This window comes from Inquilinus sp. YAF38 (genome assembly GCF_052113205.1).
In the GTDB taxonomy this organism is placed as follows: Bacteria; Pseudomonadota; Alphaproteobacteria; order DSM-16000; family Inquilinaceae; genus Inquilinus.
Map to the genome: position 1 here is coordinate 1 of NZ_JBFRCU010000058.1, position 13,513 is coordinate 13,513.

The 13,513-nt window shown below is 66.7% G+C and carries 12 protein-coding genes and 4 tRNA genes; all 16 read left to right on the forward strand.

The features are described 5' to 3' along the window. Nucleotides 1-678 (forward strand): NAD(P)H-hydrate dehydratase (locus tag AB4Z01_RS23075; RefSeq protein WP_441697966.1); only part of this gene is annotated, 678 nt, incomplete at its 5' end. A gap of 134 nt (nucleotides 679-812) precedes the next feature. Further along, nucleotides 813-897, forward strand: a tRNA-Leu gene (locus AB4Z01_RS23080). Nucleotides 898-959: 62 nt separating this feature from the next. After that, nucleotides 960-2,336, forward strand: a complete 1,377-nt coding sequence (gene tig / locus AB4Z01_RS23085) for a trigger factor (RefSeq protein WP_441697968.1) — start codon at nucleotides 960-962, stop codon at nucleotides 2,334-2,336. 85 nt (nucleotides 2,337-2,421) lie between these two features. Beyond that, nucleotides 2,422-3,042, forward strand: a complete 621-nt coding sequence (gene clpP, locus AB4Z01_RS23090; RefSeq protein WP_429229734.1) for an ATP-dependent Clp endopeptidase proteolytic subunit ClpP — start codon at nucleotides 2,422-2,424, stop codon at nucleotides 3,040-3,042. A 201-nt stretch (nucleotides 3,043-3,243) separates the two neighbouring features. Beyond that, nucleotides 3,244-4,509 carry an ATP-dependent Clp protease ATP-binding subunit ClpX gene (gene clpX / locus AB4Z01_RS23095; RefSeq protein ID WP_429229733.1) on the forward strand — a complete coding sequence of 422 codons (1,266 nt, stop codon included), beginning with the start codon at nucleotides 3,244-3,246 and terminating at the stop codon, nucleotides 4,507-4,509. 271 nt (nucleotides 4,510-4,780) lie between these two features. Further along, nucleotides 4,781-7,186 (forward strand): endopeptidase La, encoded by a 2,406-nt coding sequence (gene lon, locus AB4Z01_RS23100; protein ID WP_441697971.1) that lies wholly within the window; start codon nucleotides 4,781-4,783, stop codon nucleotides 7,184-7,186. A 207-nt stretch (nucleotides 7,187-7,393) separates the two neighbouring features. Beyond that, complete coding sequence (locus tag AB4Z01_RS23105) at nucleotides 7,394-7,687, forward strand: HU family DNA-binding protein (RefSeq protein ID WP_138891105.1); 294 nt, start codon at nucleotides 7,394-7,396, stop codon at nucleotides 7,685-7,687. Nucleotides 7,688-7,783: 96 nt separating this feature from the next. Further along, nucleotides 7,784-7,859, forward strand: a tRNA-Val gene (locus AB4Z01_RS23110). A gap of 158 nt (nucleotides 7,860-8,017) precedes the next feature. Beyond that, a tRNA-Asp gene (locus AB4Z01_RS23115) sits at nucleotides 8,018-8,094 on the forward strand. A gap of 73 nt (nucleotides 8,095-8,167) precedes the next feature. Next, nucleotides 8,168-8,244: transfer RNA gene (locus AB4Z01_RS23120), tRNA-Asp, on the forward strand. A 336-nt stretch (nucleotides 8,245-8,580) separates the two neighbouring features. Then, on the forward strand, nucleotides 8,581-8,949 hold the full coding sequence (locus tag AB4Z01_RS23125) for an NADH-quinone oxidoreductase subunit A (RefSeq protein WP_441697973.1): 369 nt from the start codon (nucleotides 8,581-8,583) through the stop codon (nucleotides 8,947-8,949). Next, the gene (locus AB4Z01_RS23130) at nucleotides 8,940-9,518 is read left to right on the forward strand and encodes a NuoB/complex I 20 kDa subunit family protein (RefSeq protein ID WP_441697975.1); all 579 of its coding nucleotides are present in this window, start codon (nucleotides 8,940-8,942) and stop codon (nucleotides 9,516-9,518) included. Before AB4Z01_RS23125 ends, AB4Z01_RS23130 begins: the two co-directional genes overlap by 10 nt. 17 nt (nucleotides 9,519-9,535) lie before the next feature. After that, nucleotides 9,536-10,183 (forward strand): NADH-quinone oxidoreductase subunit C, encoded by a 648-nt coding sequence (locus AB4Z01_RS23135; RefSeq protein ID WP_441697977.1) that lies wholly within the window; start codon nucleotides 9,536-9,538, stop codon nucleotides 10,181-10,183. Between the two features lie 5 nt (nucleotides 10,184-10,188). Then, entirely contained in the window at nucleotides 10,189-11,370 is a 1,182-nt protein-coding gene (locus AB4Z01_RS23140) for an NADH-quinone oxidoreductase subunit D (protein WP_441697979.1), read from the forward strand. After that, complete coding sequence (gene nuoE / locus AB4Z01_RS23145; protein ID WP_441697981.1) at nucleotides 11,367-12,212, forward strand: NADH-quinone oxidoreductase subunit NuoE; 846 nt, start codon at nucleotides 11,367-11,369, stop codon at nucleotides 12,210-12,212. The genes AB4Z01_RS23140 and nuoE overlap by 4 nt, the downstream gene beginning before the upstream one ends. After that, entirely contained in the window at nucleotides 12,212-13,510 is a 1,299-nt protein-coding gene (gene nuoF / locus AB4Z01_RS23150; protein ID WP_441697983.1) for an NADH-quinone oxidoreductase subunit NuoF, read from the forward strand. The genes nuoE and nuoF overlap by 1 nt, the downstream gene beginning before the upstream one ends. Nucleotides 13,511-13,513 lie beyond the last annotated feature (3 nt).

The window sequence follows — 13,513 nt, forward strand, 5'->3', positions numbered from 1 at the left end:
ACCCGGCGGGTCGGCGCCGGCCTGCTGACCGTGGTCGCGCCCGAGGCGGCGCTGCCGGCCTTCCGCGCCGACTGGCCCGGCGCCATGGCGCTGCCGACGGAACGCTGGGACGGGCTGCTGGCCGACCGGCGCCTCGGCCCGGTGCTGATCGGCCCCGGCGGCGGGGCCGGGCCGGCGCTGCGCCAAGCAGTGGCGGCGGTGCGCGATGCCGGCAAGTCGCTGGTGCTCGATGCCGACGGCCTCGCCAGCTATGCCGGCGAGCCGCAGGCACTGGCGCGGGCCTTGGACGCCGACTGCGTGCTGACCCCGCATCAGGGCGAGTTCGATCGGCTGTTCGGCAAGGCCGAGGCCCCGCGCCTGGTCCGGGCGCGCCAGGCTGCGGTCGCGGCCGGCGCCGTGCTGGTGCTGAAGGGGGCGGACACCATCATCGCCGCGCCGGACGGCCGCGCCGCGATCAATGCCAATGCCCCGCCGACCCTGGCCACCGGCGGCACAGGCGATGTCCTGGCCGGCATGGTGCTGGGGTTGAAGGCGCAGGGCATGCCCGGCTTCGAGGCCGCCTGCGCCGCGGTCTGGCTGCACGGCGCCGCGGCCCAGCGGGTCGGCGCCGGGCTGATCGCCGAGGACGTGATCGACGCGCTGCCTGGCGTGCTGGACCGCATCGCCGGCGGGTCGTGAGCCACACGGGCGCCCGCGTTTTGCCTGTCGCCCGCAAAAACCCTGTGCTATGACCGCCCCTTCGCAGGGCCGACCCCCTTCGCTGCGCGTCGTTTTGTGCGTGTTTTCGGGAACGCGCAGGGGTGGGGGTCTTCGCGGGCGTGGCGGAATTGGTAGACGCACTGGATTTAGGTTCCAGCGGCGAAAGCCGTGGGGGTTCAAATCCCTCCGCCCGCACCATTGAACATCCCGACAGGGCACAGCTCGACCGACCTGTCACATCGACGGATTCCTGAAGACCGATGCAAGTGATCGAAACCAGCACCGAGGGTCTGCGGCACGAGTTCAAGATCGTCGTGCCTGCGGCCGACATCGAACAGCGCGTCCAGACGGAGCTCGTCAAGCTCGCGGGCCGGGTCAAGCTCCCCGGCTTCCGCCCCGGCAAGGTGCCGGTGTCGCTGATGAAGCAGCGCTACGGCAAGTCGGTCATGGGCGAGGTCCTGGAAGGGGCCGTCGACGAGGGCACCCGCCAGGCCCTGGAGGAGCGCAACCTCCGCCCGGCCCTGCGCCCGAAGGTCGAGGTGACCAGCTTCGACGAGGGCAAGGACCTCGAATACAAGGTCGATGTCGAGGTGCTGCCGGAGATCACCGCGCCGGCCTTCGACAGCGTCGAGATCGATCGTCCGGTCGCCGAGGTGACCGACGAGCAGATCTCGGCCGGCCTGACCCGGATCGCCGAGACCCGCCGCAAGTTCGAGCCGGTGACCGAGGAGCGCGGCCTGCAGGCCGGCGACGTCGCCGTCATCGACTTCGAGGGCAGCCTCGACGGCGCCGCGCCGAGCGAGGAGATGTCCGGCAAGGACCACCGCCTCGAGATCGGCTCGAACCGGTTCATCCCGGGCTTCGAGGAGCAACTGGTCGGCAAGAAGCCGGGCGAGCACGTCACCGTCTCGCTGAACTTCCCCGAGGAGTACCAGAGCGCTGATCACGCCGGGAAGCCGGCGGTGTTCGAGGTCGACGTCAAGTCGATCGAGCAGGGCGTGGTGCCCGAGGTGAACGAGGACTTCGCCAAGGAGCTGGGCTTCGAGGATCTCGAGGGCCTGCGCAACGCGGTCAAGGGCCAGACCGAGCAGGAGTTCGGCCGGGTGTCGCGCCTGCGCGCCAAGCGCAAGCTGCTCGACAAGCTGGCCGAGCTGGTCGACTTCGCCGTGCCGCAGGGCATGGTCGATCTCGAATTCGACCAGATCTGGCAGCAGGTGCAGCAGTCGATCGAGACCGGCGGCGACGACAATCCGGACAAGAACAAGCCGGAGGACGAGCTGAAGGCCGAGTATCGCGCCATCGCCGAGCGCCGCGTCCGCCTGGGCCTGCTGTTCGCCGAGATCGGCCGCGCCGAGAACGTCGAGGTGACGCAGGAAGAGCTGAACCGCGCCCTGATCGCCGAGGCCCGCCGCTATCCGGGCCAGGAGCAGCAGGTCGTCGACTTCTTCCGCAAGAACCCGCAGGCGATCGAGAATCTGCGGGCGCCGCTGTTCGAGGAGAAGGTCGTCGACCTGATCCTCGGCAAGATCAAGGTCAACGACACCACCGTGACGCCGGAGGAGTTGGCGCGCGACCCGGACGAGGACGAGGCGGGCGACGCCAAGCCGGCCGCCACCGACACCGCTTCCGGCGCTTGATCGGTTGAAGGTCGCCGCGGACCTCCCCTAATGTAGGGGAGAGCCGCGGCGCCCTGCCGGCCCGCGCGAGCCCTTCGAGGAACGTATGCCTCCGTATCAGCCGACCATGAACGCCCTGGTCCCGATGGTCGTCGAGCAGACCAATCGCGGCGAGCGCGCCTATGACATCTATTCCCGCCTCCTCAAGGAGCGGATCATCTTTCTGACCGGGCCGATCTATGACGAGCTGGCCAGCCTGGTCTGCGCCCAGCTGCTGTTCCTGGAATCGGAGAACCCGAAGAAGGACATCGCCTTCTACATCAACTCGCCGGGCGGGGTGATCACGGCAGGCATGGCGATCTACGACACCATGCAGTACATCCAGCCGAAGATCATGACCGTCTGCATCGGCCAGGCGGCTTCGATGGGCTCGCTGCTGCTGGCGGCCGGCGCCCCGGGCAAGCGCTTCGCCCTGCCGAACAGCCGGATCATGGTGCACCAGCCCTCCGGCGGCACCCGTGGCCAGGCCTCGGACATCGAGATCCAGGCGCGCGAGATCCTCAAGCTGCGGCAGCGGCTGAACGAGGTCTACGTCAAGCACACCGGTCAGAGCCTCGAGGAGATCGAGCGCTCGATGGACCGCGACAAATACATGTCGGCCGACGAAGCCAAGGGCTTCGGAATCGTCGATGAGGTCGTCGAACGGCGCCCGACCGTTGCCGAATAATCGATCTCTTTGCCCGCGGCCCTACCGATCCGGGCCGAAGGGCGCTATCTTGATTCGTGATGATGCGGATCTGCCTTGCGCCGGGACGAGCTTGTCGCAGGGTAGAGCCGCCGCCATCTGGAGGCAGCCGCATCCCGGCCCGCAGGTCCCCGCGGCGGGGAAGACGTGGATCGGTAACGCGGATGCGGAAGTGAGGCAGTGATGGGTAAGACCGCAGGCGGTGACTCGAAGAACACGCTCTACTGCTCGTTCTGCGGCAAGAGCCAGCACGAGGTTCGCAAGCTGATTGCGGGCCCGACTGTGTTCATCTGCGACGAGTGTGTCGAGCTGTGCACCGACATCATCCGCGAGGAGAACAAGACCACGCTGGTCAAGAACCGCGACGGGGTCCCGACGCCGAAGGACATCCGCAAGGTTCTGGACGACTACGTGATCGGCCAGGAGCACGCGAAGAAGGTGCTCTCGGTCGCCGTGCACAACCACTACAAGCGGCTGGCGCACGGCCAGAAGAACGGCGAGGTCGAGCTCGCGAAGTCGAACATCCTGCTGATCGGGCCGACCGGCTGCGGCAAGACGCTGCTGGCGCAGACCCTGGCCCGCATCCTCGATGTTCCCTTCACCATGGCCGACGCCACGACGCTGACCGAGGCGGGCTATGTCGGCGAGGATGTCGAGAACATCATCCTCAAGCTGCTGCAGGCCGCCGACTACAATGTCGAGCGGGCGCAGCGCGGCATCGTCTACATCGACGAGGTCGACAAGATCAGCCGCAAGTCGGACAACCCTTCGATCACCCGCGACGTCTCGGGCGAGGGCGTGCAGCAGGCCCTGCTGAAGATCATGGAAGGCACCATCGCTTCGGTGCCGCCGCAGGGCGGGCGCAAGCACCCGCAGCAGGAGTTCCTGCAGGTCGACACCACCAACATCCTGTTCATCTGCGGCGGTGCCTTCTCCGGGCTGGAGAAGATCATCTCGTCGCGCGGACGGGGCAGCTCGCTCGGCTTCGGCGCCGATGTGCGCGGGCCGGATGAGCGGACGACCGGCGAGATTTTCAGCGAGGTCGAGCCCGAGGATCTGCTGAAGTTCGGCCTGATCCCCGAATTCGTCGGCCGCCTGCCGGTGGTCGCGACGCTCGAGGATCTCGACTCGGAAGCGCTGATCGAGATCCTGTCCAAGCCGAAGAACGCGCTGGTGAAGCAGTACCAGCGCCTGTTCGAGATGGAGGACGTGCATCTGTCGCTGACCGACGATGCGCTGAAGGGCATCGCCAGCCGCGCCATCCAGCGCAAGACCGGCGCGCGCGGCCTGCGCTCGATCATGGAAAGCATCCTGCTCGAGCCGATGTACGACCTGCCGAGCATGAACGGCGTGGTCGAGATCGTGGTCAACCGCGAGGTGGTCGACGGCCGTGCCAAGCCGCTGCTGATCTATGCGGAGAAACAGCAGGAACGCGCTCCCGGCGCCTGAAACCGGGAGCCGGACACATCCTGACCGATCTGACAGCCGATGCCTCCGGGCATCGGCTGTTTCATTTCGAAGTTGGCGCAAACGGCCGCCTTTGGCTTGCCACTGCGGCCCGATTGCGCTCTTGTGACCCTACCATGAGGGCTGCAGCATCCCCGTCCCTTGAACGGCTTCCGGTCATCGCCACGTCTATTGGGCGCGCCGGGTCTCCTTCGTCCGGCGCCGGCGCGGCGCCGTTCCTCGGGCCGCTGCCCACCCCAGTAAGGCAGAACGCATGTTGAATCTGAACAAAGACACGCTGTACCCGGTGTTGCCTCTGAGGGACATCGTGGTCTTCCCGCACATGATCGTGCCCTTGTTCGTCGGCCGCGAGAAATCGGTGCGCGCGCTCGAGGATGTGATGAAGGAGGACAAGCAGATCCTCCTGGTCACCCAGCGCAACGCCTCGCAGGACGACCCGTCGCCGGAGGAGATCTTCGACGTCGGCACGATCGGGACGGTGCTGCAGCTGCTGAAGCTGCCGGACGGGACCGTCAAGGTGCTGGTCGAAGGCGTGAAGCGGGCGCGCATCGTGCGCTACGCCGACAACCCGGAATTCTTCCAGGCCCAGGTCGAGCCGCTTGAGGAGGTCACCGCCGACGCGCAGGAGGTCGAGGCGCTGGGCCGGGCCGCGGTCGCCCAGTTCGAGCAGTACATCAAGCTCAACAAGAAGATCCCGCCGGAGGTGCTGGTCTCGGTCAACCAGATCGAGGACGGCGCCAAGCTGGCCGACACCATCGCCGCGCACCTGTCGCTGAAGATCCCCGAGAAGCAGCAGATCCTCGAGATCGCCTCGATCACCGAGCGGCTGGAGAAGGTCTACGGCTTCATGGAGGGCGAGATCGGCGTCCTCCAGGTCGAGAAGCGCATCCGCAGCCGCGTCAAGCGGCAGATGGAGAAGACCCAGCGCGAGTACTATCTGAACGAGCAGCTGAAGGCGATCCAGAAGGAGCTCGGCGAGGGTGAGGACGGCCGCGACGAGGCGGCGGAGCTCGAGGAGCGGATCAACAAGGTCAAGCTGACCAAGGAAGCCCGCGACAAAGCCATGGGCGAGCTGAAGAAGCTGCGCTCGATGAGCCCGATGTCGGCCGAGGCCACGGTGGTCCGCAACTACCTCGACTGGATGCTGTCGATTCCCTGGAAGCAGCGGACCCGCACCAAGAAGGATCTGCTGCATGCCGAGCAGGTGCTGAACGACGACCATTTCGGCCTGGAGAAGGTCAAGGAGCGCGTGCTGGAGTACCTGGCCGTGCAGCAGCGGACCAACAAGATCCGCGGCTCGATCCTGTGCCTGGTCGGCCCGCCGGGCGTCGGCAAGACCTCGCTGGGCAAGTCGATCGCCAAGGCCACCGGCCGCAACTTCGTGCGCATGTCGCTGGGCGGCGTCCGCGACGAGGCGGAGATCCGTGGCCACCGGCGGACCTATATCGGCTCGATGCCCGGCAAGGTGCTGCAGGGCATGAAGAAGGCGAAGTCGTCGAACCCGCTGTTCCTGCTGGACGAGATCGACAAGCTCGGCGCCGACTACCGCGGCGACCCGTCGTCGGCGTTGCTGGAGGTGCTGGATCCGGAGCAGAACTCGACCTTCAACGACCACTATCTCGAAGTCGATTACGACCTGTCGGACGTGATGTTCATCTGCACGGCCAACAGCCTGCGCATGCCGCAGCCGCTGATGGACCGCATGGAGATCATCCGCATCCCCGGCTACACCGAGGATGAGAAGATCGAGATCGCCAAGCGCCACCTGATCCAGAAGCAGGCCGAGGCCAACGGCCTGAGGAAGGGCGAGTGGACGCTGACCGATGAGGCGCTGCGCGACCTGATTCGCTACTACACCCGGGAGGCGGGCGTCCGCAGCCTGGAGCGCGAGATCGCGGGCCTGGCGCGCAAGGCGGTGCGCGAGATCCTGTCGACCGACGTCAAGAAGATCGTCGTCAAGTCGGAAGATCTCGACAAGTATGCCGGCGTGCGCAAGTTCCGCTACGGCGAGGCGGAGCTGGAGGACATGGTCGGCGTCGTCACCGGCCTGGCCTGGACCGAAGTCGGCGGCGAGATCCTGACGATCGAGGCGGTGCCGGTCCCCGGCCGCGGCCGCGTGGTCGCCACCGGCAAGCTCGGCGACGTGATGAAGGAATCGGTGCAGGCGGCGGAAAGCTTCGCCAAGGCCCGCGCCGTGTCCTTCGGCATCAAGCCGACGCTGTTCGGCAAGCGCGACATCCACGTCCATGTGCCGGAGGGGGCGACCCCGAAGGACGGGCCGTCGGCCGGCGTCGCCATGGTCGTGGCCATCGTCTCGGCGCTGACCGGGAACCCGGTCCGCCGCGACGTGGCGATGACCGGCGAGGTCACCCTGCGCGGACGCGTGCTGCCGATCGGCGGACTGAAGGAGAAGCTGTTGGCGGCGGTCCGGGCCGGCATCAAGACCGTGATTATTCCGAAGGACAATGAAAAAGACCTTGCGGATATTCCGGATTCGGTGAAGAAGGCCTTGGCAATCCTGCCGACCGCCAGTGTCGAGGAGGTTCTGAAGAACGCCCTGGTGCGTCCTCTGGAACCGATCGAATGGAAGGATACGGATGTGGACGACATCGCCCCCGTTGCCGCCGATGGCGACGACGAAGCGGTGATCCGCCACTGACCAATTGCGGCGGCCTTGGAACTCGGCAGAATTCCATGTGTTTCAGGGCCGCCGACGATTGACCGTGTTTCCGCGATACGCTTACATTTCGTGACGTTTCGGTGTCGGGAAAAGGCGCATCGAACGGTTGTCGGTTTGGAGAGTACCTAGCCTGTATCCGGCGAACCCGCCGGAACGACCAACGCAGAGCCTGAAGGAGGCCGACACGTGAACAAGAACGATCTCGTCGCACACGTCGCGGAAAGCACCGGTCTGTCGCGTGCCGATGCTGGCAACGCCATCGACAGCTTCATCGACGGCGTCACCCAGACGTTGACGAAGGGGGGGGAGGTCCGCCTCGTTGGGTTCGGCACCTTCGGTGTTGCGGCGCGTGCCGCGTCTGAGGGCCGCAACCCGCGCACCGGCGAGACCATCAAGATCGCCGCCTCCAAGCAGGTGAAGTTCAAGGCCGGCAAGGGCCTGAAGGACTCCGTCAACAGCGCCGGCGGCAAGAAGAAGTAAGCCTCCGCGTATGGACCTGAACCGGCCGGTCGGCGCCCTGGCCCGACCGGCCGCTTCATGTCCGGGCCCCGCGGCTTCGCCTCCGAGGGCCCGCCCGGGCGATTAGCTCAGTTGGTAGAGCATCGGTTTTACACACCGAGTGTCGGCGGTTCGAGCCCGTCATCGCCCACCAGTTCCCGGCCGCTCCGGCGGCCGTCGCGGCTTCCCGAATCCCAGGTCTATCCTTGATCCGGCCGCCGCGAAAATCCCGCACCGCCCGCTGGCAATACAAGTTGACAGCCCCCGGTGGAGTGGGTATCTCAAGCGCCTCGCCGCGATGAGCGGCCAGATGCGGGTGTAGCTCAGTTGGTTAGAGCGCCGGCCTGTCACGCCGGAGGCCGCGGGTTCAAGTCCCGTCACTCGCGCCACTTCCTGTTTTCCGGTCTCGCTCCGGGTTTCGGCGGTCCGCCGAAGGCCCCGTGATCGTTGCCGGCACCCTGCGCGGGTGTAGCTCAGTTGGTTAGAGCGCCGGCCTGTCACGCCGGAGGCCGCGGGTTCAAGTCCCGTCACTCGCGCCACTTCCCCTGCCATCATCAGTATTGCTCCCGGGCCGGCCTCGTCTTCGACGGGCTATTCGGCCCTTGCTGCATTTGGACGCGGCTGGACCCGCCAGTCCAACTGGCCGTTCACGATGCCTTCCGGGAGTGCGAAGATCTCAGCAAAATCATGCAGTTGAGAAGCATTCGCATTTACAAAATGTGGCGGAAATTCGCTTCTCTCGTCCGACATGCCGGCCTATAAAGGCCGCGCCGGAAGGGCGGCCGTGACGGACGGCCTTCACGACGAAGAAAGAGATTTGGGGTGGAGCGCCTGCCGATCAAGATCGCGCAGGCTCCACGTGTGACGGGTGAGCGATGACGACCTCTCTAGTGTCGGAGTACTTTCCGATCCTCGTCTTCCTGGCGATCGCCATCGTGATCGCCGGCGCCGCGGTCGGCGCATCCCTCGTCGTCGGGAAGCAGAATCCGGACAGCGAGAAGCTCTCGGCCTATGAGTGCGGCTTCGACGCCTTCGCCGATGCGCGCTCCAAGTTCGACGTCCGGTTCTACCTGGTCTCGATCCTGTTCATCATCTTCGACCTGGAAGTGGCGTTCCTGTTCCCCTGGGCCGTGGCGCTCAAGAACATCGGGATGTTCGGCTTCTGGTCGATGATGGTGTTCCTCGGCGTCCTGACCGTCGGCTTCATCTACGAGTGGAAGAAGGGAGCGCTGGAATGGGAGTGAGCGCGACGCAGCCGGGCAGCACGGTGGCGAGCAGCCCCGTGGGCGTCGGCACGCCGATCCCGCCGGGCGCCGGGCAGGACGCGGTGATCCGCGCCGCCAACGCCGAGATCCAGGACCGCGGCTTCCTGCTGACCCAGTTCGACTCGCTGATCGACTGGGCGCGCACCGGATCGCTGTGGCCGATGACCTTCGGCCTGGCGTGCTGCGCGGTGGAGATGATCCACGCCTACATGCCCCGTTACGACCTGGACCGACTCGGAGTCATCCCGCGGCCCAGTCCGCGCCAGTCCGACGTCATGATCGTTGCCGGCACCCTGACCAACAAGATGGCTCCGGCCCTGCGCAAGGTCTACGACCAGATGCCGGAGCCGCGCTGGGTCATCTCCATGGGCTCCTGTGCCAATGGCGGCGGCTACTATCACTATTCCTACTCGGTGGTGCGCGGCTGCGACCGCGTCGTCCCGGTCGACATCTATGTCCCGGGCTGCCCGCCGACGGCCGAGGCCCTGGTCTACGGCATCATGCAGCTGCAGAAGAAGATCCGGCGCGGCAACCGGATCATCCGCTGAGGGATCGGGAAGCGAGAATGGCATCGATCCAGGAACTGACCGATCTCGGCACGGCCCTCGCGGCGGCGCTGGGCGCGGATGTGCTCGATCACGCGGTGTCGCCGACGGCCGAGCTGACCCTGACTGTCCGGCGTGACTCGATCGTCCGGGTGCTGACCCATCTGCGCGACGCGCCCGAGACCCTGTTCGAGCAGCTGACCGACCTCTGCGGCGCCGACTATCCGACCCGGCCGGAGCGGCTGGAGGTGATCTACCACCTGCTCAGCTTCCGGCATAACCGCCGGATCCGGATCAAGCTGACGACCGATGAGGACACGCCGGTGCCGTCGGCTGCCGGCACCTTCCCGGCCGCGACCTGGTTCGAGCGCGAGGCCTGGGACCTGTACGGCATCTTCTTCGCCGACAACCCGGACCTGCGCCGCATCCTCACCGATTACGGCTTCGAGGGGCATCCGCTGCGCAAGGACTTCCCGCTGACCGGCTATGTCGAAGTCCGCTACGACAATGAGCAGAAGCGGGTGGTGTACGAGCCGGTCAAGCTGACCCAGGATTTCCGCACCTTCGACTTCCTCAGCCCGTGGGAAGGCATGACGCGGCCCGGTCCTGATGTGCCCGTGGTTCTGCCGGGCGACGAGAAGGCCGCGCTGAACGAGCCGAAGGCGTAAGCATCATGGTCGAGACCCAGATCAAGCCCTACACCATGAACTTCGGCCCGCAGCACCCGGCCGCTCACGGCGTGCTGCGCCTGGTGCTGGAGCTGGACGGCGAGGTGGTCGAGCGGGCCGATCCGCATATCGGGCTGCTGCACCGCGGCACCGAGAAGCTGATCGAGTACAAGACCTACATGCAGGCGACGCCGTATTTCGATCGCCTGGACTACGTCGCGCCGATGAACCAGGAGCACGCCTTCGCCCTGGCGGTGGAGCGGCTGCTCGGCGTCACCGTGCCGGAGCGCGGCCAGTACATCCGGGTGCTGTTCTCCGAGATCAGCCGCATCCTCAACCATCTGCTCAACATCACCACCTACGCGCTCGATGTCGGCGCGGTGACCCCGTCTCTATGGGGCTTCGAGGAGCGCGAGCTCCTGATGGAGTTCTACGAGCGGGTGTCGGGCGCGCGGCTGCACGCCAACTACTTCCGTCCGGGCGGCGTCGCTCAGGACATGCCGGCCGGCCTGGCCGACGACATCTTCGCCTACACCGAGCGCTTCCCGAAATTCGTCGACGATCTCGAAAGCCTGCTGACCGAGAACCGGATCTTCAAGCAGCGCCTGGTCGATATCGGCGTGGTGACGGCCGAGCAGGCAAAGGCCTGGGGCTTCACCGGCGTCATGCTGCGGGCCTCGAACGTGTCCTGGGACCTGCGCAAGTCGCAGCCCTATGAGGTCTATGACAGGCTCGATTTCGACATTCCGGTCGGCCTGACCGGCGACTGCTACGCCCGCTACCTGCTGCGGATCGAGGAGATGCGCCAGTCCAACCGCATCATCCGCCAGTGCCTGGAGCAGATGCCGAAGGACGGCCCGGTCAAGACCACCGACCGCAAGGTGTCGCCGCCGCCGCGCGCGGACATGAAGCGCTCGATGGAAGCGCTGATCCATCACTTCAAGCTCTACACCGAGGGCTATCACGTCCCGGCCGGCGAGACCTATGCCGCGGTCGAGGCGCCGAAGGGCGAGTTCGGCGTCTATCTGGTCGCGGACGGCACCAACCGCCCGTATCGCTGCCGCATCCGCGCCCCGGGCTTCGCCCATCTGCAGGGGCTCGACTTCATGAGCCGGGGGCACATGCTGGCCGATGCGGTCGCGATCATCGGCAGCCAGGACATCGTGTTCGGGGAGATCGACCGATGACGGCCGCAGGGATTGCGCCGGAGGCGGAGCAGCCGAAGGAATTCGCCTTCACGCCCGAGAATCTCGAGCGGGCGAAGAAGATCATCGCCAAATACCCCGAGGGCAAGCAGCAGAGCGCGGTGATCCCGCTGCTCGACATCGCCCAGCGCCAGCACCACAACTGGATCCCGCGGGTGGCGATGGACCATGTCGCCGACCTGCTGGAGATGCCGCGCATCCGGGTGTACGAGGTCGCCAGCTTCTACACCATGTTCAACAAGGCGCCGGTCGGCCGCCACTTCTTCCAGGTCTGCACCACCACCCCGTGCTGGCTGCGCGGCTCCGGCGAGGTGATGAAGGCCCTGCAGGACAAGGCCGGCTGCGGCCACCACGAGACCAGTGAGGACGGCCTGTTCTCGGTGCTCGAGGTCGAGTGCCTGGGCGCCTGCGTCAACGCCCCGATGGTCCAGATCAACGACGATTTCTACGAGGATCTGGACTACGACAAGACGGTCGCGCTGATCGACGCGCTGAAGGCCGGCCAGCAGACCACGCCCGGCCCGCAGAACGGCCGCACCAACTCCGAGGCGCTGTCCGGCGCGACCACCCTGCTGAACATGCGGCCCGGCCACCGCCCGGCCGTGCCGGCCTCGGCGGCCCCTCCGGTCGCGGACGGCGGCAAGGGCGATCAGCCGGACCCGGCGCCCGGCGCCGCCCCGCCGGCGCATGAGGTCGCGGCCCAGGCCGAGGCTTCTCCTGGTGCCCATCGTGGCGATGCCGAGCCCGAGAAGAAGGGCAGGCCGAAGCAGAAGGTCGAGACGAGCGGCGACCACGCCGGCACCGCGGATTCGGGAGAAAAGTGATGCTGCGCGACGAAGACCGCATCTTCACCAATCTCTACGGCTGGGACGACTGGGGCCTGGACGGCGCCCGCCGCCGCGGCATCTGGAGCGACACCAAGGCGCTGGTCGATCTCGGCCGCGACAAGATCATCGAGGAGGTCAAGACCTCCGGCCTGCGCGGCCGCGGCGGCGCCGGCTTCCCGACCGGCATGAAGTGGTCCTTCATGCCGAAGGAGAGCAAGGACGGCCGCCCGAGCTACCTGGTCATCAACGCCGACGAATCCGAGCCGGGCACCTGCAAGGACCGCGAGATCCTGCGCTTCGACCCGCACCGGCTGATCGAGGGCGCGCTGCTAGCCTCCTTCGCCATGGGGGCGCACGCCTGCTACGTCTACATCCGGGGCGAGTTCTACGGCGAAGCCTCGAACATGCAGGTCGCGATCGACCAGGCCTATGACGCCGGCCTGCTCGGCAAGAATGCGGCCGGCACCGGCTGGGATTTCGACCTGTACCTGCATCGCGGCGCCGGCGCCTATATCTGCGGCGAGGAAACCGCGCTGCTGGAGAGCCTGGAGGGCAAGAAGGGCCAGCCGCGCAACAAGCCGCCATTCCCGGCCGGCGCCGGCCTGTATGGCTGCCCGACCACGGTCAACAACGTCGAGACCATCGCCGTCGTCGGCGAGATCCTGCGCCGCGGCGGCGCCTGGTTCGCCGGCATCGGCCGGCCGAAGAACCAAGGCACCAAGCTGTTCTGCATCTCCGGCCATGTGAACCAGCCCTGCAATGTCGAGGAAGAGCTCGGCATCCCGATGCGGGAGCTGATCGACCGTCATGCCGGCGGCGTGCGCGGCGGCTGGGACAACCTGAAGGCGGTGATCCCCGGCGGCTCCTCCGCCCCAATCCTGCCGAAGGACATCTGCGACACCGTCCTGATGGATTTCGACGCGCTGCGCGAGGTCAAGTCGGCGCTCGGCACCGCCGGGCTGATCGTCATGGACAAGTCGACCGACGTGATCTACGCGATCGCCCGCCTGTCGCGCTTCTACATGCATGAGAGCTGCGGCCAGTGCACGCCGTGCCGCGAGGGCACCGGCTGGATGTACCGGGTGATGCAGCGCATGGTCACCGGCGATGCGCGGTCGGACGAGATCGACATGCTGCTGCAGGTGACCAAGCAGATCGACGGCCGCAGCATCTGCGCCCTCGGCGACGCGGCAGCCTGGCCGGTCCAGGCGCTGATCCGGCATTTCCGCGACGAGATGGAGGAGCGGATCCGCGACTATCGCGACCGCGCCCATCGCCGCGAAGCTGCGGAATAGGAA